The following is a 23180-nucleotide window of genomic DNA, read 5'->3' on the forward strand; positions in this document are numbered from 1 at the left end:
TAAGTGCCTCAAAAAATTGTAATAAAATGGCCGATAGCGCCAGTAAAAATCACGATCAAGCTCAGTTCTGCTATTGCAGGAAAGGCGACGTACTTATGAAGGCCAAACCTTGTAGCGATTGACCCTGTTAGCATTGTCAGTATGTAAGCCAGTGCGATAACCAATAACAGCGGTGGGAAGTAGACTTCACCCCACACAAGTTCATGTGGCATTGTGTTCATGGTTCTGTTCTCTATTTGTTTGATGAATGCAACGATAACGGAATTCGATTTATTGTGATAATCGCTTATAGAGGATTGGATCCATCAAAAATCCGACTTTATTCGGTGACTATGCCAACTGCATCTTTGTTTAGTGCCGAAAGCCAGTAAAACAAGTGTAGGTAGGTTGTTGTTCTGGATGTCAAAACACTTAATTGAAATTGATTTGAAAATTATCTACTTTTGCTGGTTTAAGATAAATCTATTAAAAACAGTGACTTCAGATGTAGATTGAACTTAAATAACTCTCCAAACAGTTAAAGTGATGATTTGATCCATCAAATGGGATTACATAATAAAACCTTTTGTTTTTAATATTCGGTTCGAAGCAACGAGATGCTTTATTTATTTTGAATAATCCAACAAATATCATTATGAAGTTATTCGTTAGATTATTTACTCCTTATATTTAGTAACAAGAGTAAATTTGTCATGGACATTATTTCTAATCTGTTTGACATGGCACCATTTGTCGCACTATTTATTACACTCTCATTAGGTTATATGGTTGGTAAAATTACTATCGGCCGATTTGTTTTAGGCGGGGTAGCCGGAACATTATTAATGGGCGTAATTATTGGGCAATTTGGTGTTCAGATTGATCCCGGCGTAAAAAGTATTTTCTTTGCGCTCTTTATTTATGCTGTGGGTTATCAAGGCGGTGCACAATTCTTTAAAGCCCTTAACTTCAGAACCATTAACATTCTGCTCTCCGCGGTTGTGATGACGGTTTCAGGCTTATTGTGTGTACTTGCCGCTGCGTGGTTATTTGACCTAGATAGAGGTACAGCTGCAGGTCTAGCGGCTGGTGGCTTAACTCAATCTGCGATCATTGGTACTGCAGGTGATGCGATTGCACGTTTAGGCGGCGTATCTGAAGAAGCCAAACACCTGATGCAAACAAACGTAGCAGTTGGTTACGCGGTAACATACATCTTTGGTTCTTTAGGCCCAATATTGATGGTGACTTGGGTATTCCCAACGTTGATGAAGTGGGATATCCGATCTGAAGCTATCGCACTAGAAGAGAAAAACTCTAACGGTAAACGTGATTTAGCAGATGGCGAATTTAACGCAGTTACTGCTCTAGTGACACGTGCTTTTAAAGTAACTCACGACGATAAACTGGTTGGAAAAACACTCGCGCAATTGAATCAATCATCACTAGCTGCGTGTATCGAACTTATTGAGCGCGACGGAAAAGAGCTGAGTGCAGATAAGTTCACAGCACTTAAAGCGGGCGACCTTGTTGTGGTTACCGGGCGTAGAAATGCGGTTCATGAGCTACAGAGCAAGGCGCAAAGTAATGAAGTCGCATTACCGGAAAGCTATGAAGTTATTGAAGAAAATCGTCAACTTATCGCTGATAATCGCAAGCTGATTGGTCGTTCGCTAAGAGAGATCAAAGATAATTCAAATCAACGTTCGTTCCGTGGTGTGTATGTTACAGACTACATGCGTGAAGGTACTTCATTGGCTATTACCGAAGACCTTATTGTTGAGAAGAACGATGTTATCCAGCTAACGGGTACCGCTCAAGACATCAACCGAGTTGAAAAATACATCGGTAAGCGTATGGGTTCTGCGACTATGACTGACTTCATCGTACTGGGTTTCGGTATGGTGTTGGGCCTTCTTATCGGCTTAATCAGCTTCAAAATTGCAGGTATTCCCGTAACGATTGGTTCTGGTGCAGGTTGTTTGATCTCTGGCTTACTTGTTGGCTGGTTACGTAGCCGAAACCCACATGTGGCTCAATTCCCAGCGGGTGCAGCAAACTTCATTCGTGACTTTGGTTTAGCAGCGTTTGTTGGCATCGTTGGCCTAGAAGCTGGCCCTCAAGCGGTTGACACCATCAAAGAACATGGTATGTCACTTCTGTTCTTGGGTATGGCGGTCACTATCATTCCACAGATTATTTCATTCTTCTTCTCGTACTTTGTATTGAAGATCAAGAACCCAGTAGAGGCGTTAGGTTGTGTGACTGGTGGTCGAAGTGCAAACCCAGCATTCGCAGCATTGATGGAAAAAACAGGCAATGCAACGCCAGTATTCTCTTTCACTGTGACTTACGCAGTAGCCAACGTGTTACTGACGCTATGGGGACCAATTATCGTCGGAATTATTACCGTTAATGCGGGTATGTAATTAAAACCGCGAACTCATTATAGATTTAAAACAATTATCAACTTATTAACAGACCTACCCAATCAAAAAATAGGGTAGGCCTGAATAATCACGATTAAGTAAAGCACTTTATTTAATTACAAGTGTTTAATATTAAATTATTAGGTAAATATTATGACTACACAAAATACAACTATCGATTTTTCAAAATTCGCTGATTTAAGCCCGTTTGAATTAAAAGACAAATTAATTGAAGTCGCGCAAACAGTGCCGGATCGTGCTTTATTAGATGCAGGCCGTGGTAACCCAAACTTCCTAGCAACACTGCCACGTAAAGCATTTATTCGTTTAGGTGAATTCGCAGTAATGGAAGCGGAGCGTACATACTCATATTTAGACGGTAGCTTTGGTGGCATTCCAGATGGTGTTGGTATTGTTGAGCGTTTTGATTCTTACGCAAACAGCAATCAACAGAACCCGGGTGTTCAATTCATTGAAAAAGCGCTGAGCTACGCAAAAGACCGCTTAGGTATCGAGAAGCAAGTGTTCTTAAATGAGCTTGTGAATGCGTACTTAGCGTGTAACTACCCAGTACCGCCACGCATGCTGACGAATATCGAAAGCGTTGTAAAACAATACATTGCAGAAGAGATGTACGGCCCAATGCCAATGACGACAGATTTCGATCTGTTTGCAACGGAAGGTGGTACGGCATCAATGACGTACACGTTCCAAACCATGTTTCACAACGGTCTACTAAAGAAAGGCGATAAGGTTGCGTTGATCACACCAATCTTCACACCTTACTTAGAAATCCCTGAGCTTTCAGAATACGAACTTGAGATTGTAGAGCTTCGTTTAGATGAGACAACATGGCAGTTACCTATGTCTGAAATCGAAAAACTTGAAGACAAAGACATTAAACTGCTGTGTGTGGTAAACCCAGCAAACCCTGCATCAGTGAAGTTCTCTGATGAGACTCTGAATAACCTATCAGACTTCGTCAACACACAACGTAGTGATCTGTTCATTATCACCGATGATGTGTACGGCACATTCGCAGACTATTTCGTTTCTCTGTTTGCCAAACTTCCATACAACACGCTTTGTGTTTACTCATTCTCTAAGTACTTCGGTGCGACAGGCTGGCGCCTTGGTTCAATTGCGATTCAGCACAACAACGTGTTCGATGATGCAATGCGCAGCCTACCAGAATCTCGTCAACTGGAACTGGATGATCGATACAAAACGCTAGACCCAGAACCACGCGGTATTAAATTCATCGACCGTATTGTTGCAGACAGCCGCAGTGTTGCACTAAACCACACAGCAGGTCTTTCACTACCACAACAAGTTCAGATGGCACTGTTTTCATTGAACTGCCTAATGGATTCAGAGCAAAACTACAAAGAAGCGTGCAAACGCATTATTCGCGAACGTTACAAAACTTTGTACAAAAACATGGGTGTCGAAATTGAAGAAAACAAAGATCGTGTGGACTACTACACACTGCTTGAGCTCGACACTTTGGGCGGCAAATTGTACGGACCAGCTTTCGTTGAATGGTTCAAAGCGAACGAGAAGGGCAAAGACTTCTTGTTCCGACTTGCACATGAAACTGGCGTTATCTTGCTTCCAGGCAAAGGCTTCGATGTAGTGCACGCTTCTGTACGTGTATCGCTAGCTAACCTGACTCACCATGAGTACGAACTGATTGGCCGCGCAACTCGCAAGGTGTTGGACGAGCACTTCGCTGAGTTCCAAGGCGCATAAGTTCTAATCAGGCTTAGGATCGAATTCATGATTTTAAGCTAACGATGTTCAAATCACTAAGAATAAGCCTCGGCGATGTCGAGGCTATTCCGACCAAATAAGCACAGTGTTCAAGTAGCTATCTATTGGATGCAATCGTTGTGTTTATTTAGTCGCCAAATCCAAGCGAAATTCATTCCGACAAAATCAGAAGAGCGGCGTATGAAAAGTATTATTTCTATTCAATCTCACGTGGTTTATGGGCATGCAGGCAACAGCTCTGTGGTTTTTCCAATCCAAAGAATGGGACTCGATGTGTGGCCAATTCATACTGTTCAGTTCTCGAATCACACTCAATATGAGCAAGGTTGGACTGGAAAGACATTTAGTTCAGATGATATTCGAAGCTTAATTCGAGGCTTAGACAACATCAGTGCATTGAAAGACTGTGGCGCGATCCTTTCGGGTTATCAAGGAAGTGCAGACCAATGCAAAGCGGTCGCCGAGGCGGTTAACCTCATCAAAGAAAAGAACCACAGCGCGCTCTACATTTGTGACCCTGTAATGGGCGACCCAGACAAAGGTTGCATTGTTGATGATGGCGTTAAAGCGGCTATTGCCCAACATTTGCTGCCCATAGCTGATGTCATCGTACCAAACCAATTTGAGCTGAGCGAGTTGACCGATACCAAAATCCACTCGCTTTATGATGCGGTTACAGCCTGTAAAAAAGCTCTGGAACTTGGGCCAAAGATGGTGCTCGTGAAACATCTGCATTCGTTACCCGATGATGCGTTCAGCATGATCCTCGCAACGAAAAAAGCATGCTATTTAGCCCAACGGCCGAATATCGAATTTGATAAACAACCAGTTGGTGTTGGCGACCTTATCTCAGGTTTATTTACAGCAGGATTAATGAAGAGAATGTCTCCGGTGGCTGCATTCCGTCATGCAAACAACGCGGTTTATGGTGTGTTAGAGCTGACTAAGAGCTATGGCACTTGGGAGTTACAAACCATTAATGCTCAGTATGAATTTGTAGAGCCTACCCACGATTTCAACGTGGTCAAAATAGGCTAGAGCGATTAACTCCAACAGTGCTTAAGGTCAAGTAAGGGGGGCGACTATTCGATGGATAGCGTCCTACAAACGAGATTACGAGTTAAGCCGGATACTAGCTATATTACGACCATAAAGAGATGGACTTCACTTTATCCCTATTTATTAACCTCTCTGTTTTTTAGTTTTCTTATTTATTAAACAGAGTCTCTGAATCACTTTAGAGAACACTAAATGAGCCTAAATATGAACCGTCTAATCTCTTCGGGTCTTACCGTTGCTTTGTCATTCTTGGTAGTGGCTTGCAGTTCACCTCACACGCTAGACGTACGCGTAAACAAAGACAATTACAAAGAAGTCACTGTAGAAGATACATCATCAGTCGCTGAGCCATTGCGTATTTGGGCGAGTGAGTCGCCAGACTTCTTATACTCCCCAGCCGATCAAACCACGCCGATTACCGTATCAGGTGACCAATTGAACATTTTGGCCTTGTCAGGAGCTGGTGCCAACGGAGCTTTTGGTGCCGGTATCTTGATAGGGCTTGAAGAATCAGGCCAGCTGAAAGATTACTCGATAGTAACTGGTATCAGCGCAGGCGCTTTAATAGCACCGTTTGTGTTCATCGGAGGAGATGCGTTCTCGAAGATGAAGGACGTGATGTTGAACATAAACGACAAATCCGTACTCGGTAAAAAGAATTTTTTGAACACCGTCTTTAAAGACGCGTTTACCGATGGCGAAAACTTGTATCAGTTTATTGCTGAAGCTTTCCCAGAACCGATGATTGAGCAAATCGCAGCACAACATCGTAGCGGTAAGCGTCTGTTTATTGGTAGCACTCATTTTGATTCTGGTGAGCTTGTCATTTGGAATGTGGGTGCAATAGCAAATAGCGACATGCCAGATAAGTCTGAACTCATATATAAGGTGTTGGCCGCAAGTGCGTCTATTCCTGGTGTGTTCCCACCGCAGTTCATCGATGTAGAGCATGAAGGTGAAATCTTTGAAGAACTGCACGTCGATGGCGGTTTAGCGACTCAAGTGTTCTTCAATCCCTCCAACTTCGACTATCAACAGATCTCAGATGCACTTGGGTTAGATACACCACCACAGCTTGATGTTATTCGAAATGGCGCGCTAAAAGCCCCGTATCACTCGTTGAGAGATAAGGGACTCGATTTGGTAGCAAAGAGCGTATCAAGCCTGACTCTTGCTCAAACACGTGGTGATTTATATCGAATGAAATACATCAGCAAAATCAACAACATTGATATGCAATTTACTTACATCGAGCACGACTTTGGTTACGCCAAACGAACCAAAGACATGTTTGATGAACATTACCTATTAACCATATACGAATATGGTTATCACAAAGCAACTCAGGGCAAACCTTGGGTAACAGAATTACCTTAATTAGGGATATAGTAAGATGAAAAAAACAGCATTAACGCTACTTATCATGGCAACGTCTAGCGCTGCAATGGCACAAAACGTGACCTCACTGGATCAGCAAAAAGTCGATAACGACATGCTACAACTGACTGACGTTCAGCAAGAAGCGGCGTTGATCATGGTTAAAGAAAATTCAGATTACGTGGCGATTGATTACATTGGTCAGTGGGTTGAGGTGAACAATTACGTCACACATAAAGAAGCCAAGCAACGCCAGCTTCAAAAGACCACCAAGAAATACATTTACTCGCAAACGGGTGAAACTCTAGAGTCGATTGAGCAGCGCATTGCTGAACATATTCAAGCAGATCAACCTAGATATTTCAGTGTCGATGTTTACCGCAATTACCACGGTGATTCAGGCGACTTTAACTACCTAGCTCGAGTTATCGAATACATTTAAGTTATTCGTTACACATTAATGATAGAACCTACTGACTTAAGTAGGTTTTTCTGTTTAAACCAGACGAATTTATTTCATTATTATTCTGACAAAGTAGATATTTCGTCAACTTGTGATAATTTAAATACATAACGACTAAAAGTAAGCACAACAAAATGAATTTCAGCATTGAACAACTTCTCGCGTTCGTTACCGTTTATGATCAGCTTTCCTTCAGTAAAGCTGCCGTTAAGCTCAACAAGCACAGAACGACAATCGGGCAGGTGATTACAAACCTTGAAGACCAACTCGCAGTAAACCTATTTGAAAGAGTTGGAAGGTCGGTTAAGCCAACAGAAGATGGCCATCACCTTTATCACTATGCTAAGCAAACGATTGAACAAGCACGCACTTTCGACAAGGTAGCCTTGAGCTTGTCTTATGGCGGTTTGGAAAACATTACTTTTGCTTATTCAAGTGTGATTCCTCATCAAATCCTTGTGGATATTCGAAAGAAGTTGCGTCGTGATTTCCCTATGATGCGAGTGAATTTTCTAGTAAGAAATAAAAAAGACATTAAACAAGGCCTTCAGAGTGGTGAGTATCATTTTGGACTGGTCAACGTGCATGACAGTCGTGGAATACACAGTTTTGATGCCACCTTTTTAGGCCATATAGAATTTTTTCCTTTCGTCCAAAAAAATGGCGAGTTTTCTACTTTAGCAAAAGAAGATGTACTTTTAGCGCTAAGAAATGCGAAGCAGTTTGTCTTAAGATCCTTCATTGAAGAAGGAATGTCCGAAAAAATAACCGTTAGTTCTGACAATGAAGAAGTTGACCAATTAGCGCTGGTTATCAAAATGGTTGAAGCTGGTCTAGGGTGGGCGCTTCTACCAAAAACGTTCGCTCATTCTGAATTTTCGCATTACGACATCGAACCTATACAATCGTCTGAAATGGAACAAGGATTTAAATTTGGCTTTGCACTGTGGTGCCCTCATTCTAAACAAATTAGCGAAGTTAAGTCATCAGTATTATCAGTTATCAAAGAAAACGTAGAGCGATTGCTAAAGCGAGATTAATAAACCAATCACACAGTTATTTTTTATAGAGGCTCATTTATATGAGCCTTTTTCGTATCTGTCATCATTAGAATGATTTGATTTTGTAGGGCGAGATCCTCCATATGAGAGTAGGGGAAATATTAAGAGCTAGCTATTATGCTTGCGCTGCCAAAGAACGATCTTTGTAGCAAAATGTTATTATTTTTAATGTTTATTGCAAGGAAGCAAACTTTCGGCCGGGTTTCATTACCCGGCCTTTTTTATGAGGCCAATCTTATGACTCGCTGCGGCGGCTTTGTTCTTCTTTCCTACTCTCTGTTTACAACTTCTTCTTTAGCATCGTTTTATGATCCTGTTGATGGTCAATTTGATATGGGGCATCACCTTGCAGAAAATGCCCATGGCTTTTTGCCTATTCCGATTTTGATTACCGAACCTGCGGTGGGTTACGGTGGCGGTGTAGCTGGCTTGTTTTTACACGAGACAGATGAAGAAAAGCGACAACGAAAGCAGGCAGCGCTATCTGCTATTGATGGTGGTGCGCAGCTTGTTCCTTCTGCCATGTCAGTGGTTGGCGCGGTAGGGACAGAGAACGAAACATGGTTTGTATTTGGGGGGCACAGACGTTCATGGATGAATGATTCAATTCGTTACACGGGAGGTGGCGGTTTTGGTGTTGCTAATTTGGATTTGTACACATCAATTAACTGGGGACCGATAGACCGTGATCTTAGAATAGGCACATCAACTTCAGTGGCCGTTCTTTCACAAAAGGTACAATTTAGGATCGGACAGTCGCCTTGGATGTTGGGGATAAAACAGTTACTAGCTAAGTCTGAGATTGAATTTGATAATACGGTTTTAGACCGAATTTTGGGTAATGAATCGGTGACTTCTGGCCTAGGGTTGGAAGCTGAATATGACACAAGAGATAATCTATTTTATCCAACCAAAGGTTACAAATTGTCTGCAGACTACATGGTGTACGACGATGCGATTGGCAGTGATTACAATTACCGCAATTTGAACATAGATGGTGAAGCCTATATCCCAATCACTCAGAAATGGATGCTAGGGTTAGCCGCGAATTATCAAAACTTCGACCAACAAGATCGCTTTGTATCCCCAACAGCGAAACCATATGTGTCGTTGCGTGGAGTGTCTTCTTACCGCTACCAAGGTGATGAAATTGAAACGATACAGGGGCAGCTCACCTATAGTATTAATCATCGTTGGAAGGTGTCTGGGTTCTACGGTTCTGGTACTGCAAAGCAAGATAATATCGTAAGTTACGATAGCACCATCAATGCTGGAGGTGTTGGTTTCCGATACCAAATTGCAAGACGTTATGGTTTGCATCTTGGAATGGATTACGCGCAGAGCCATGAAGAGCGAGCTATCTACTTTAATGTAGGCAGTGGTTTCTAGAACAACTCATGAGTTGAAATTTTCCCAAGAAAAAAGGCGCTATTCAGCGCCTTTTCAATTTCTTATCACACTTTCTTACACTAAGATTACTTCTTACGGCAGAACTCAGCGATTACGTACATTGATTGACCGCCGTTTGTTTTACCAGAAACAAGCTTAGGATCGTCACCAACGCTGATACCACGGATAACAGTACCTTGCTTAATCACTTGGTTAGTACCTTTGATTGGCAGATCTTTGATCACTGTTACGTCGTCACCTTTTTTAAGCTCAACGCCGTTTACATCAAGAGGTTTGTCGTCATCAGACATGCCGATCTGTGCCCAAACAGACGTTTCTTCTTCAAGATACATCATGTCTAGCAGGTCTTGAGCCCAACCTTCGGCGTTTAGGCGAGTCAGTTGACGCCATGCAGTAACTTGTACTGGCGCTTCTTGGCTCCACATGCTGTCATTTAGACAACGCCAGTGGTTGATATCTTTAGGATCGTCAATCTCACCAAGACATTTGTCACATACCATGATGCCGTGATCCACTGTTACGTGGCTGTGTGGCGGCACTGCGTATGCAGTAAGAGAAGAATCAGAACCACATAGTTCACATTTAGATTGGCAGCGTTCTAGCATCGTAGCTTCAGAAGACATAATGGACTCACATTTATTAGGTATTAAATTACGGGGCTATTATCCACTTTATTTACAATAAAGAAAGAGGTCGTACGGTATTCTGTCTTGATTAATTTTAGCCGAGATCAACCATTTGTGTTTTAAAGTTTTATGCAAACGGTTAACTAGGGAAGGTTAGCTAGTCACAAAAACAAAAATGCCAGCGGTTAGGCTGGCATGAATAAGTTATAACTTGGCTTAATGATCTGGACTACTTGCCTTTTAACTATTAGTTGCTTGTTGCTAATCAATCGTTGCATCAAGCAGTGCAGGGTTAACGGCTAAGCTACCCGTGGCATTACCTTGGGTGAGATTGAATTGCACAATTTGTGACACCATTTCTTCATGCGCGGCACTGTCGTCTTCTGCAGGTAGGTGAGATTTTTGTGGTGCAATCACGGTACTATGCTCAGCAAATGAAGTTCGAGCAAAGTAAGACGCCAATAATTGGCCTGTAGAATTATTAACACTGTTCTTTAACTCAAGTTTGCTAAACAGAGCTTGTGTGCCAGCTGTAGGCAGTTGAGTCGTATTAGGTATTGTCTCATCACCTTCTGCTTGTATGCCAAGTACTGGGCCAGACATAAGTGTCGCAATGTTAATCGGGTCAACATTATCTAACACGGTTTGCGCCGCATAAGTGAATGACGTGAGCGTTGCATCAACCACGGCTTTTGTTTGCTTTTGTTCATCACTTGCGTTTGAGCCGCTGAGCGTTGTATAGAAATCATCAAAGCAATCACCATCGTCAACTGCCGGCGTTTTGTTATAACAATTGACGGCATAATAGTCTTGATAGGCGGTGACTTGAGCACCTATTACCGTATGCTTTATTGTTCCGGAAAATGAGCCAGATTCCAGTAAGAATGGACCGATACCACCGCCTGGATTCGCAAGCGTTGTCGCTTTATAAGCAAGTTCGTCATCAACCGTAATGCCGAATGTCGTATCAATCTTGGTGTTGGCTACCGCTGAAGAGCTAATGCCGGTGATGCCACCAATAGAATGTCCCATCAAAGAGACGTTACTCGTATCTAAAGAGCTAAATGGTGCACCAGTACCGTTATTGAGAGCAAGTCTCAAACCAATGCCATCAATCGCACTTTGTCTAATATTGTCACGGGCAACCGGTAAGTACTCAAGGTTCATGTACACAGTCGGTGTGTTTGGCGTAGTCACGACTTCTCCATTTTGTCCAAGACCTCGCTGGCCATGCAGTGGTTGATCAATCGCAACAATGGCATAAGGTTGTTGGCCGGTTTGGATTGCGCCCGCAATATGCTGCAACGCGAAAGCGTAACTGGTCTCTTTTAAACTAGTAATACCATGCTGGTATTGAAGTACTGGAAGGCTGTTACCTACAGGGCCACCAGAAGGGATAAACATAATGACATCAACGCTTTCTACAGAGCGAATCTGTGGAACGGCACTGTATTTGGTTAAGATTCGTTCTGGGTCCAGTTGAGAGCCGTCCGCTAAGGTCAGCTCCGTACCAACTAGGTTCTTTTGGTAGTTTGGATCGAGTAGTTGAGTGACTGGGTCAGTGATACCCAGTACAAATAGTTGCCTTGCTATTTCACCTTTGTCTGCGTCCGAACCAGACGTTAGAACTTTGAGGATCTTGAGGACACTCGGCATGCTACTGCGCCAAGGCTGAGTTTTCCAACCACTGTTCGCTGTGTCATTAGATAGGAAATACGGCAATTTAACTTTAGCACGGTAGACCGTGATTTCGCTGCCCGTTAACTTTAAATCAGCATAATTGGTGGTGAGGGCATTAATGCCACTTGTTCCCAGTACCGCTTTTGCGTATGGATCAACACTTAGTGCGGTATCAAATGCCATGGTATTTGGAATTTGGCTCGCAGTATCAATTTCTATCTCGTAAAGGCTATTGAGCATATCTGCATCAATATTGTTCGGGTTGGCGCTGCCTTGCCAAATCTGAGATTGGGTTGATTCATACCCTAGTGCTAACGCGTTTTTAGTATTTTGCATTACGTTACCTGCTGACGCCGTAGTAAACCAAGATGAGTAGATGATTTCATCTGAGCTTGATACAGAACCATAGCCAGCGAATAACGCTTCAACTTGATGGATGATTTTTTGTGGTAAATCGAGCGAGCCTGCTTGGTCTATATCTGTCGTTTTTAAAGACGCGTAGGAGCTTGATGTTCCAAGTGGTTCATCTGCACTATCAATAATTGAGTCAGTTAATGCATAGATGTAGTCAGAGCTAGGATCTAAACCTTTAAGAGGTAAAACTTGTATGGTCTTAAAGTCGCTAGATGCCACTAAGTAGTCAACTCCAGCAGTTAGCGCAGTAAAGTTAGACATGACACCGGTGCTCAGGTCAACATCCACTTTAGCAACTTTTACACCGGCATTTAGGTGCGCGCTAAATGGTGTCGTCCCGTTCATTACAACATCATTCTTAAGTGTCCTATCACTTGGCAGATTCACATTAATAGTAAATGGCATGATAGTACTCCAACCATCAGCTTCTCCCATCGCAACTGCTGGATCATTTAGCAAACCCGTTGAGTTAGCGTCCAACGGAATATTCAACGTATGGTCGTTTGTATCGAATAGGAAAAATGAAGGAAGAGGGATATCTGCTTCGTTGCCAAGAAGTGTAAAGCTAACTGAAGAACTGCGTGCTAATGACTGTTCAATTGCATTTGAATAGATAGAACCAGAGCTTTCAGTATTGTCCCCACAGCCTGCCAGCAGTAATGCCGAGCATACGAGAGATAAAGAAAATTTGTTGTTCATGTAATTATTCCCGTACGGTTAGTTGAAGGTATAGTTAATTTGTATCGCTGAAAGGTAAGCAGCGCCTTGAGCATCAAATGTTAACTTGTCGTCGGCAGCATCGGTTTCGGTAAACGAACCGCTTTCACTTTGTACCAATGCAAATGCTGCATCGACAGTCATATTCTCTGAAATAGAGTAGGTGATACCTGCTGAATACCACATACGATCACTGTCTGGAATGCTTAATGTCGCTTCACCAGCTTGCTCGTCATACGCTAGACCCGCTCGTACCGTCCAATTTTCATTAACCATGTAAGTTGCACCTACAGACCATCTCTGATTGTCTTCGTAATGTTCGGTTTTTAAGAAACATTCATTGTTTTTACAATCTGAACTAGTGGCTTTTAACTCTTTGAACTTACTCCACTTAGTTAACTGCCAACCATAGTGTATTGCCCAAGCATCGTTAAGTTGATGAAAAGCTGATAATTCGAAGATATCGGGCAGTTCAATTTCTAGACGTCCTGTGGTTTTGCCAGGAGCGTCGTTTTCCATTTTTAAACCTGTGTAGTCTGTGAACTCACCGTCATCAAAATCGAGCTCGACGGATGATCGGTAGCCAAATCCAAATCGGTTGTATTCGTTCAGTTCATACAACGCGCCCACATTCCAACCAAAAGCAAAAGTCTCACCAGTCATCGAGATCAATTTGTCGCTTGGTGAACCACCAACAGGGAGGCTGCCTTTGTGTCTGTTGAGTTCGGCTTCTGCATAAACAAAGTTCACGCCAGCTCCAACACTAAAACTATCGTTAACTCTGTACGCGATATTTGGATTTAAGTTGACTGAAATTAGTGATGTGTCACCAGCTAAATCACCTGCATAAATATCGTCGGGATAATCAGTAGCAACGCCATATGTAGTGAACATGCCAATCCCCCATGCCCACTTTTCATTGATCGGACTGATGTAGTAAGCGGCTGGGACTATTTGCAAAGGGGCTACGTCAGAAGACTTCTGATTGAAATCGCTATCATTAATTTTGGTTTGAGTGACGTTAACCTCTGGATCAACGATAGAAACCGCGCCTGAAAATTGGGCTGTATCAAATAGGGTCATTGCGGCGGGGTTTCTCGCTAGTACACTCGCGTTATCAGCTACTGCACCTTCACCTGAAAAGGCACGACCAAGACCTGAAGCAGAATGCTCAGCAACTTGGAAGCCAGCCGCAAGTGAGTTACATGCAAATAGTACTGAAAGTGAAACGAGAGAGCGTTGTATTGTTTTCATCCTTGACCCTCCTAGGGCATCGAATTTCATTATTATCGTTTGAAAACACACTGAGCATTGTTGGTGTTGAAGCTCCAATGTAAACAGCATGTTAAATTCATGTTTTATATAAAGTCAAAGAAAGAGTTGTTATTTTGTGAGGTTATATTTTTGAGGGGCGGCACTTTAACACTAATAATATAATTACAATCAATGGCTTGTTCGTGGTTGGAGGTGTGACCAGAATGTTTATGTCAGCTATTGGTGCAAATAGTGTTCAATTGCTCAATATGTAACAACTTTGTTTATGTTTACCGCCGATCGCTAAATCGGCATAATATCGACACTCGTTAGAAGTCATTAAATTGGAATTTTTAGTTTGGAATTACTCGCGATAAAGTTTCTTGGTAAACCGCTTCGTTTAGAAGGATCAATGGCAGGGTGGCAGCAGTTGTTTTGGGACAACACGTTAGTGTCTCAATTGGATGCGACTTCAGAAGACGACGATGTGAGAACGCACACATTTACGCTTCGTTCGGGTGAGGAAACGTTGCAGTGTCACGTTGAATCGACCGTTCAGTGGCAACCCTTTGAGATGACGTATAAAGCATCGGTTAATGGGCAAACCATTACCGAAGGAAATCGCAGCACCAAAGATATCGAACAACAAACTCCGGTTGTGGCACCTAAGCCTGAAAAACGTTTTAGCTTGATTGGTTTGGTGTCGCTCGGAATGAAAGCGCTGAAGAGTGCTAAGTTGATTAAAGTCGTGCTTGCTTCTACGAGTTTAGCGGCGTATTCATGGCTGTTTTCTATTCAGTTCGCACTGGCCTTGATCGCTTGTCTTATGTTCCATGAGTACGGTCATATCAGAGCGATGAAGTACTTTGGGATGAAGACAAAAGGGATCTACTTGATCCCATTCCTTGGTGGATTAGCGCTTTCAGACGAAAAGATTAATACTCGATGGCAAGATGTGGTTATTTCTATCATGGGCCCACTGTTTGGCTTGATATTGTCGTTGATATTTACGGTCTTGTACTGGGCAACTGGCGAGATGTTCTTCGCCGGGCTTGCGGTGTTTAATGCTCTATTAAACCTGTTCAATCTATTGCCGATTTTGCCGCTCGATGGTGGCCACGTGTTGAAAAGCATCAGTTTTTCGATGAATAGCGTGTTGGGTATTGTACTGTGTGTCGCTGCAGCCGTTGCAGGTGTCGTGTTGAGTTACCAATTGAACTTAACCCTGTTTGGATTCTTATTGATCATGGGTAGTGTCGAGATTCTGTTCGAATGGAGAGGCCGTCACCATAGCCATTTGTTGCCATTAGACAGATATGGCCAAATCGTATCGTTCCTTTGGTATGTGGGCTTAGTAACGGGATTGATCGGTGTTATCTGGTACTTCGCTTCAACCGGCGACCAATTACTGAGCCTCCCGTTACAGATTCTAGGCACTTAACGAATATCTATAATTGAGTGACTTGTTCATAAAAGCGCAGGGTCGCCAAATATAAACAAAATGAAAAACGCCCTAACCATTTGGATAGGGCGTTTTAACATCTGCAGTTTTAACTTGTGCGTTCGCTAAATCAAACTTTGCAATTTGGTTTAGCAACGTTCGATTGAGGCAGTGTCGTGATCTTAGTTTGTAGATCTTTAATTCGGGTACTGTGAGAAGGGTGCGTCGAAAGTAATTCTGGTGGTTGACTGCCGCCTGATGCTTTCGCCATATTCTTCCATAAATCGACACTCTGGTTTGGATCAAACCCGGCTTTAGCCATGTACTCTAGGCCTACAATATCAGCTTCAGATTCTTGAGTTCGACCATAGGGCAGAATTACACCATATTGAACACCCAAGCCTAATGCAGCCATGGTCATGCCTTGATACTGTTTGTATTCTGATGAACCTAGAGCAACACTGGTGATCGATAAACCTGTATTGGCGAGTTGTGATTGTGATAGGCGTTCGTTACTGTGGTCAGCAAGAACGTGCGCCACTTCATGTCCGATAACCGTAGCCAGTTGGTCTTGGTTTACCGCGACATTGAGTAAACCTGTGTACACGCCAATTTTTCCGCCTGGCAGAGCGAACGCATTCACTTGGTCACTATCAAAAACCACCACTTCCCATTCACTAAAGCCTTGCTTAGGAATGTGTTGAGTAATACTGTTCGCTACGCACTGAACATACGCGTTGGTTTTTGCGTCTTTACTGATGGGTTGCTCTTTCTTCATTTGTTCGAAAGACTGTGCCCCAAGCTGAGACATATCTTGATCTGAAAAAAGCAGCAGTTGGTTTCTTCCTGTCGGGGAAGCGCTACACGCGGTTAGGCCTGCAAGAGTGAGAAGCGAGGCAAACTTCGTCCATGACGTCATACAATATCCTCTGTGTATTCGGTTTTTATGCATGTTAACATCAACTTGCGTAATAACTAAGGACTGTAAGATAACTAACAGCCAGTAATATAGAAAAAGCTATGCACGCGACAACAAGATCATTAATTAAGGAACCCACATGAGCATTTGGAAAAAGCCCGTTGACCTAGACACCTTCAACGCGACCTCAAAAAATACCTTAATTGAGCACCTCAACATTGTTTACACCGAGGTTAACGATAATTCCTTGGTGGCAACCATGCCAGTTTGTCATTTCACGCACCAACCACTGGGCATGCTTCACGGCGGTGCATCTGTGGTTTTAGCAGAAACGCTTGGCTCACTTGCTGCAAACTTCTGTGTACCCGATGGTTACTATTGTGTAGGGCTAGACATCAACGCTAATCACGTTCGTTCAATGCGTGAGGGGCACGTTATCGGCACCGCTGAGCCTATTCACCTTGGCGTATCTACTCAAGTATGGCAGATAAACATCACTGATGAACGTCAACGCTTGGTTTGCACAAGCCGTTTGACCATTGCAGTGAAGAAGCACAAACGTTAGTTCTGCAATCAAGGTGAGGCGCAGTAATCATCCTAGCCATACCTGATTAAACCTCATTTACACACTGTTTATTTTAGCTAGAGAAATCCATGGTCATAACGTTTAAAAGTGGAAAAGTCATCGCAACTGCACATGAGTTGGTTGTTCGTTTAGATGGAGAGCATAGAGTTACATTACAAGCGCAAGTTGATGCAATTCAGCTGATCGGAAAAGGGGCAAACGTCATTTCGGCCAATGGTTCTGAGTGTAAATGGTCGATTAAATTAGACAACGAACAACAGCTTCGTGACATTGCCAATGAAATCGGCTGTGATGTGATGTAATTAGCGGTTATCATTGCGTTTATTTCGGCTTTTCACTCTCTGTTAAAAGCACTAAATCGCCCACATTCGTAATCCCTTCGTAAAATAGTATTAAGTTCGATTGATTTTGGCTCATAAAATAGGGAAACTGAATTCAATATCCTTTGAATAAGTTTTCCTCTTTATGAGCAGCCCAAGACTTCGCGTTCAATTTGAAACCCTGTTTGAATACTTCGATGGCAAAGATTCTGATGTTCAGCTCGACGACATAACAGAGGTGCTCTGTTGTACACGTCGTAATGCCAGAATGGTATTGAACAAGCTCGAAGAAGAAGGTTGGGTAGAGTGGTTACCTGCAGCGGGTCGCGGTAAGTTATCTCAACTTATCTTTAAGCAGAATCGTTGTGATGTAAGCGAAAACTTAGCACGCCGCTACTTAAAAGAAGGTAAAATTGGTCAAGCCCTGTCGGTACTTGACCAAAATGCCGCCAAACTTACTCAAGTTATTCAGAATTACTTGGGAGTACAGTATCAAGAGGGTGAACAGGTTATTCGTTTACCTTACTACCGTCCGCTTTCCATGCTTAATCCAACCAAATCGATGCGACGTTCTGAGCAACACATCGCTTGTCAGGTATTCAGTGGATTAACTCGCTTAGATGAGAACGATCAACTGCAGCCTGATCTCGCTCATTCATGGCAAAAGATAAACGACCACCAATGGCGATTTTTCTTAAGGCCGGGCGTCCGTTTCCATAATGGCGAACCGTTGTTAACGAGCCACGTTGTGGATACGCTGCTTTTACTCGAACCGCTTAACATGTTCTCGCATATTAAGGACGTGTCTTCACCGGCAAATTGTGTGGTTGATGTCTTTTTAACGCGTCCAGACAAATATTTCCCACTCGCGTTAACTGAATCCGTCGCAAAAGTTACTCTGCCGATGATTTTACGTGGAGAAGATTACGATATTCGCCCAATTGGTACAGGCCCTTATCGCATTGAAAAAAACGACGAAAAGCAACTCGTGTTAACGGCTTTCAATGGATACTTTGGTTTTAGGCCGTTGATCGATCGTGTGGAGGTGTGGGTCGTTGATGAAGCCTATTCGTCGATGGTTTACCCAAGCCTTTCGAAGCCGATAATGGCGGACCGTGGTGATAGTGATGACGAAGTAGAGCTTGATCCGGGCTGTACATATTTATTACTGAACAGAAAGAAGGGCATCGCACAAGACCCAGCTTGGGCTGAGTTTCTATCAAACGCGTTAAATGCGTCAGATTTGTTTGTGCATATTCCAAAAGAGACAGTGATCGACTTGGGAGTCTTGCATGCTTACGGTATCAAGCCCGGTTGGTATGACATCAAGTTAAAGGTACCGATTTGTCCACCAGCAAGTGTTAAACCAAGTATCAAATTAGCGTATCAATGCCAACACCCAATGTTTCCAACACTCGCTAAAGCCATCGTCACTGTGTTGAAGCAATATAATGTTGATGTCGAGCTTTCCGGTTACGAAACCGAACCACCACACGCTGATGATGTCGATATTTGGATCAACCCAATGGGGATTGCCAATAATAGAGACGATGCATTAGCCGGTTGGTTGATGGATTACAGCTTTCTGGATGAATCGAGCCCAGCTGAAGATTTCGACCAATGGTGTCACATGATTGATCGTTGGCGTTCGGGAGAATTCGAGCAATTCCCAGCACGACAGTTAGGTAAACAACTGGTGCAAAGCAATCAGTTAATTCCGATGTTCCACTGTTGGTTGGGCGTTAACAAAGATCAATGCGGTACGTTGCAGAACGCAAAGTGTAATGCACTCGGTTGGTTCGACTTTAGCCAAGTTTGGGTGAAGCCTGACGTTGATTGAAATCCAAGAACACTTATTAGGACCAAACAACTCAATTAGGACAAAACGATGCAAACTGTGATGGTTACATTTATTACGCTGGTGGCCTTTGCTGCTAATTCAGTTTTGTGTCGTTGGGCCTTAATGGATCAAACGATTGATCCTTTGAGTTTTTCGGTCGTGCGCATTTTATCCGGTGCACTCACACTGTTGATTTTATTGACCTTATCTTCAAGCGCTAAACGTAAACAAGACAAGTTAGAAGGTAACGCTTCTATGTATACCAAGATTCGCTCTGAGCTCGATTTAACCGCGATATTGGCTCTACTGGTTTACATGTTCGGTTTCTCGTTTGCTTACCTCACATTAGGTGCAGGGCTTGGGGCTCTGGTACTGTTTGTCGCTGTTCAATTTACCATGATTGCTGCGCACTTATTCGCTGGCAACAGAATGTCGTCGATTGAATGGGGTGGCTGTTTATTGTCTGTTGCAGGGCTTGTTTATTTACTCATGCCGACTGGTGCGACAAGCTCACCAGATCTAACCTCTATCATATTAATGGTATTGGCTGGAGTTGGGTGGGGTATTTACACTCTGGCAGGCAAGAAATCTACGAACGCACTTCAATCGACGACGGCCAATTTTGGTTTTGGTTCGTTAGTCATTCTTGCTTTGTTAAGTCTTCTAGCCTTCATTCCGAGCGTCACGGCACAAATATCTATAACGGAGCAAGGTTTGATTTACGCAGTATTATCGGGAGCGGTAGCTTCTGGTGTGGGTTATAGCTTGTGGTATTACGTCGTGAAAAAACTAAACACCGTTGTTGCATCTATCGCGCAACTCTCTGTTCCAGTTATCGCGACACTTGGTGGTGTAGTACTGTTATCTGAACCTGTCACCATGCAATTTATAGTCTCATCAACCGTTATACTGCTTGGGATAAGCTTGGTTCTTGTCGCCCCTAAACTTAAGAAATAAAGAATTCAATCATTAACTGCTATGGCTAAACCAAACAAGAAACAACCGACCAAGACGGTTCAGATTTTCTGTGCGAAATGCAAGACACAGCTTTTCAAGTATCGGAAAGGAGGCAAAGGTGCTCTCGTTAAGTGCTTTAAAGAACGCATTGTTGAAGATTTCACGACAGAGCCCTGCATTTGCCCTGAATGTGGCATAGAGTTCGCACGTGATACCTTAGTTAGAGGCACACCAGCCTACAAGTTTGTTGGCGGCAAAGTAACGATGAAATAAAAATGCCACAGCACGAATTGTGTGTGGCATTTCAGAGCTGTTATTGAAGTTAAGAACTGATCTTGATGTTAAGAATCAGAGTCGAGTATCAATGAACTCTAATTCGCCCTTGAAGCTTGAGAAGTAACAACGAAACTATCGCTCCAGTTGTATCGCAAAGCATGTCTTTCTGAGCATCCCAAATATCACCTTGTGAGCCAAGGAATGCGATACCTTCATCACCACCTGCAATCTCCGCATACCACCACTCAATAATCTCATAACCTGCTGCAACACTCATGATAGCAAATAGCGCAAAGAAACAGGCCAGTACCGGTTGAGCCAGTTTTTTACGAATCAAGTACTCAGCGAGCGGGTAAGCGTAAAGACCAATCGAAAAGTGCGCCACGCGGTCAAAGTTATTACGTTCAGATCCAATCAGGTTATTAAACCAATCAAATGGCACTTCTGCGAAGGTATATTTCGCGCCTATCGTATGTAAAATCAGCCAGATAAACATCAAAACGTAAGCTGTCTTAGTGAAGGTTAGCTTTGTTGATAGCCACCAGATTCCCACCAATATCGCAAGCGCTGGGACAATTTCGGCAATCCATACCGCTCTTGAAGAAGGAGCAAACGCAGAAAATAGAAACACAATCAGATAAAACGTTGTCAATGACAGTAATGGTCGATTTTGAGCAAGTGGCGTGATTGTCATATCAAGATCTCTCGTCGAATTTTGTGATAGTGTTACACAGTAATGAACAGTGTTCAATTGGGTGTTGATTACCAGATTTGTTGAAAAGTAGTGTTATAGCCCAGTATCTAGACAAACGGTTGCTAGAGTTTCACAAAAGTTTGATTTACAACAAAGCGATCCTTAAAATCGCTCTATTACTACATAACAAGAAAGAAAGTCATGAAACTGGAAACTGTCGATTACCTTGCTGACGACGCAGCAGAACAATTTGTTCGCTCTCTACGTGAAACTGGTTTTGGTGTTCTTAAAAACCACCCAATCCCGAAAGAGCTTGTTGAGTCAATTTACGAAAACTGGTACCAATTCTTCATTTCTGAAGAGAAAGAAAACTTCCACTTTAATGTTGAAACACAAGATGGATATTTTCCACCTTCAGTGTCGGAAGTTGCAAAGGGCCACACTGTAAAAGACATCAAAGAGTACTTTCACGTATACCCTTGGGGTCAGATTCCTGAACAACTGAAAGAACAGATTCTAGATTACTACCAACGTGCTAATGCTTTTGCTCAAGAGCTATTAGGTTGGGTTGAAGCACACGCGCCTCAAGAAGTACAAGAGAAGTTCTCAATCGCACTTTCTGAAATGATTAACGGCAGCGAGCAAACTCTGCTTCGCGTACTTCACTACCCACCAATGCAGGGTGATGAGGAGCCGGGCGCAATCCGTGCTGCAGCTCATGAAGACATTAACCTTCTAACGGTTCTGCCTGCGGCTAACGAGCCTGGCCTTCAAGTTAAATCTCAGAATGATGAGTGGATTGATGTTCCATGTGACTTCGGTAACATGATCATCAACATCGGTGACATGCTGCAAGAAGCGTCTGGTGGTTACTTCCCATCAACGACTCACCGTGTAATCAACCCATCAGGTGAACGCCAAGAGAAGTCTCGTATCTCTTTGCCTCTATTCCTTCACCCGAAGCCAGAAGTAGTGCTATCTGAAAAGTACACAGCAAACGAATACCTAATGGAACGTCTAAGAGAACTTGGCGTTATCTAATCAGTTAAACTGTATATTCTTGAAGGCCAGCGTAATGCTGGCCTTTTGTATATCTGGTGCAACGGATTGATGTTTATTTGATTTGAAACTCGACAAACTGGCGTAAATCGCTTTCAATTAATAAGACACTCAAATGCATATGGCAACGGGCCCACTTTATTATGTTAGACAATCCAGAATCACCAAGTCATCAGGATATTAGCCCTAATTTCCAAAAACATATGGAAAACCCGTTACTTTGGCCAATTATGGAAGTGCTAAAACAAAAACCAAGCGGATGGAAAGTACATACATTGGCAGCTCATCTGAACGGCCTTGGTTTTGTGCCAGTGTTGGATGCTGTGCCGGAGAAAGAGTTGTTTAAGAAGAACTTCCTCATTATGAATGCGCTTTATCAGCTTCAAGAAATCTTACACCCTGATGCTTGGCTCCAAGTCCAAGCGATGGACATTGAATTAATGAATGGCCGTTATCACGGAAGCAGTCACAACATTGATCATCAAGACCCACTTCGAGACTACTACATTAATTGGGTTAACTATGAAGCGGACGAAGGCGAAGTCAAAAGGCTGTTGAACGAATTTTGGACTCGATACAGGAAGTTTGTTGGTGGTGATGAACTAGATATGGATCGAAGCCGAGCGTTAAACTTATTTGAGTTACCTTTAGATGCCACTCACCATGACATTAGAAAGCGTTGGCGACAATTGGCGTTGAGATGGCATCCAGACAGAGACGAGGGCAACACCGCAAAATTTCAAACGCTCTGTGAAGCGTGGCATGTATTGCGAAGCACGTAATCTAACATAACTCTCGACTACGTAGTTTATTGAAACTCGAAACCCTAAAATAGAAAGCCCCACA

At 43.0% G+C, this 23180-nt stretch carries 21 protein-coding genes; 15 read left to right on the top strand and 6 right to left on the bottom strand.

The features are described 5' to 3' along the window. Positions 1-8: 8 nt before the first annotated feature. Entirely contained in the window at positions 9-221 is a 213-nt protein-coding gene (locus tag OQJ75_RS02285) for a DUF1656 domain-containing protein (RefSeq protein WP_010429574.1), read from the bottom strand. 471 nt (positions 222-692) lie between these two features. On the opposite strand from OQJ75_RS02285, the gene aspT reads away from it, so the two are divergent. The 7 genes from aspT (at position 693) to OQJ75_RS02320 (ending at position 9530) form a co-directional block, all read left to right on the top strand. Next, positions 693-2408, top strand: coding sequence for an aspartate-alanine antiporter (gene aspT / locus OQJ75_RS02290; RefSeq protein ID WP_265970729.1), 1716 nt, complete (start codon positions 693-695; stop codon positions 2406-2408). Positions 2409-2561: 153 nt separating this feature from the next. Continuing rightward, the gene (locus OQJ75_RS02295) at positions 2562-4160 is read left to right on the top strand and encodes a bifunctional aspartate transaminase/aspartate 4-decarboxylase (protein WP_265970728.1); all 1599 of its coding nucleotides are present in this window, start codon (positions 2562-2564) and stop codon (positions 4158-4160) included. Positions 4161-4361: 201 nt separating this feature from the next. After that, the gene (pdxY, locus tag OQJ75_RS02300) at positions 4362-5219 is read left to right on the top strand and encodes a pyridoxal kinase PdxY (RefSeq protein ID WP_265970727.1); all 858 of its coding nucleotides are present in this window, start codon (positions 4362-4364) and stop codon (positions 5217-5219) included. Between the two features lie 225 nt (positions 5220-5444). Further along, positions 5445-6617, top strand: coding sequence for a patatin-like phospholipase family protein (locus OQJ75_RS02305; protein WP_265970813.1), 1173 nt, complete (start codon positions 5445-5447; stop codon positions 6615-6617). 16 nt (positions 6618-6633) lie between these two features. After that, complete coding sequence (locus tag OQJ75_RS02310; protein WP_265970726.1) at positions 6634-7059, top strand: hypothetical protein; 426 nt, start codon at positions 6634-6636, stop codon at positions 7057-7059. A gap of 155 nt (positions 7060-7214) precedes the next feature. Next, complete coding sequence (locus OQJ75_RS02315) at positions 7215-8120, top strand: LysR family transcriptional regulator (RefSeq protein WP_265970725.1); 906 nt, start codon at positions 7215-7217, stop codon at positions 8118-8120. A 258-nt stretch (positions 8121-8378) separates the two neighbouring features. Further along, positions 8379-9530 carry a BamA/TamA family outer membrane protein gene (locus tag OQJ75_RS02320; protein WP_265970724.1) on the top strand — a complete coding sequence of 384 codons (1152 nt, stop codon included), beginning with the start codon at positions 8379-8381 and terminating at the stop codon, positions 9528-9530. An 86-nt stretch (positions 9531-9616) separates the two neighbouring features. Here OQJ75_RS02320 and OQJ75_RS02325 read toward each other — a convergent pair whose 3' ends face one another. The 3 genes from OQJ75_RS02325 to OQJ75_RS02335 all read right to left on the bottom strand — a co-directional run bounded on the left by OQJ75_RS02325 (position 9617) and on the right by OQJ75_RS02335 (position 14242). Further along, positions 9617-10174, bottom strand: a complete 558-nt coding sequence (locus OQJ75_RS02325) for a PhnA domain-containing protein (RefSeq protein ID WP_017074335.1) — start codon at positions 10172-10174, stop codon at positions 9617-9619. 264 nt (positions 10175-10438) lie between these two features. After that, on the bottom strand, positions 10439-12970 hold the full coding sequence (locus OQJ75_RS02330; RefSeq protein ID WP_265970723.1) for a VolA/Pla-1 family phospholipase: 2532 nt from the start codon (positions 12968-12970) through the stop codon (positions 10439-10441). Positions 12971-12988: 18 nt separating this feature from the next. Further along, positions 12989-14242, bottom strand: a complete 1254-nt coding sequence (locus OQJ75_RS02335) for an outer membrane protein transport protein (protein WP_265970722.1) — start codon at positions 14240-14242, stop codon at positions 12989-12991. 358 nt (positions 14243-14600) lie between these two features. Here OQJ75_RS02335 and OQJ75_RS02340 point away from each other — a divergent pair, with 358 nt between their 5' ends. Next, positions 14601-15683: a site-2 protease family protein gene (locus OQJ75_RS02340; RefSeq protein ID WP_265970721.1), complete on the top strand. Its 1083-nt coding sequence runs from the start codon at positions 14601-14603 to the stop codon at positions 15681-15683. 130 nt (positions 15684-15813) lie between these two features. Here OQJ75_RS02340 and OQJ75_RS02345 read toward each other — a convergent pair whose 3' ends face one another. Further along, on the bottom strand, positions 15814-16602 hold the full coding sequence (locus OQJ75_RS02345; protein ID WP_265970720.1) for a M48 family metallopeptidase: 789 nt from the start codon (positions 16600-16602) through the stop codon (positions 15814-15816). 139 nt (positions 16603-16741) lie between these two features. On the opposite strand from OQJ75_RS02345, the gene OQJ75_RS02350 reads away from it, so the two are divergent. From OQJ75_RS02350 to OQJ75_RS02370, 5 genes are all read left to right on the top strand, one after another. Then, the gene (locus OQJ75_RS02350) at positions 16742-17167 is read left to right on the top strand and encodes a hotdog fold thioesterase (RefSeq protein WP_017074330.1); all 426 of its coding nucleotides are present in this window, start codon (positions 16742-16744) and stop codon (positions 17165-17167) included. A gap of 89 nt (positions 17168-17256) precedes the next feature. Beyond that, complete coding sequence (locus OQJ75_RS02355; RefSeq protein ID WP_004730938.1) at positions 17257-17490, top strand: DUF3389 domain-containing protein; 234 nt, start codon at positions 17257-17259, stop codon at positions 17488-17490. 163 nt (positions 17491-17653) lie between these two features. Next, the gene (locus tag OQJ75_RS02360) at positions 17654-19348 is read left to right on the top strand and encodes an SgrR family transcriptional regulator (RefSeq protein ID WP_265970719.1); all 1695 of its coding nucleotides are present in this window, start codon (positions 17654-17656) and stop codon (positions 19346-19348) included. 48 nt (positions 19349-19396) lie between these two features. After that, complete coding sequence (locus OQJ75_RS02365; protein WP_265970718.1) at positions 19397-20305, top strand: DMT family transporter; 909 nt, start codon at positions 19397-19399, stop codon at positions 20303-20305. A 21-nt stretch (positions 20306-20326) separates the two neighbouring features. Continuing rightward, positions 20327-20578, top strand: coding sequence for a hypothetical protein (locus OQJ75_RS02370; RefSeq protein ID WP_017632610.1), 252 nt, complete (start codon positions 20327-20329; stop codon positions 20576-20578). Positions 20579-20666: 88 nt separating this feature from the next. Here the strand turns inward: OQJ75_RS02370 and OQJ75_RS02375 are convergent, their stop codons facing one another. Further along, positions 20667-21275 (bottom strand): DUF2238 domain-containing protein, encoded by a 609-nt coding sequence (locus OQJ75_RS02375; RefSeq protein ID WP_265970717.1) that lies wholly within the window; start codon positions 21273-21275, stop codon positions 20667-20669. 201 nt (positions 21276-21476) lie between these two features. Between OQJ75_RS02375 and OQJ75_RS02380 the strand changes: the two genes are divergently transcribed. Continuing rightward, positions 21477-22316, top strand: coding sequence for an isopenicillin N synthase family dioxygenase (locus tag OQJ75_RS02380; RefSeq protein WP_265970716.1), 840 nt, complete (start codon positions 21477-21479; stop codon positions 22314-22316). A gap of 161 nt (positions 22317-22477) precedes the next feature. Beyond that, a complete protein-coding gene (locus tag OQJ75_RS02385; RefSeq protein WP_265970715.1) occupies positions 22478-23116 on the top strand; it encodes a DNA-J related domain-containing protein in 639 nt (212 codons plus the stop codon). Positions 23117-23180: the final 64 nt, after the last annotated feature.

Source organism: Vibrio sp. 14G-20, from assembly GCF_026241515.1.
GTDB lineage: Bacteria > Pseudomonadota > Gammaproteobacteria > Enterobacterales > Vibrionaceae > Vibrio.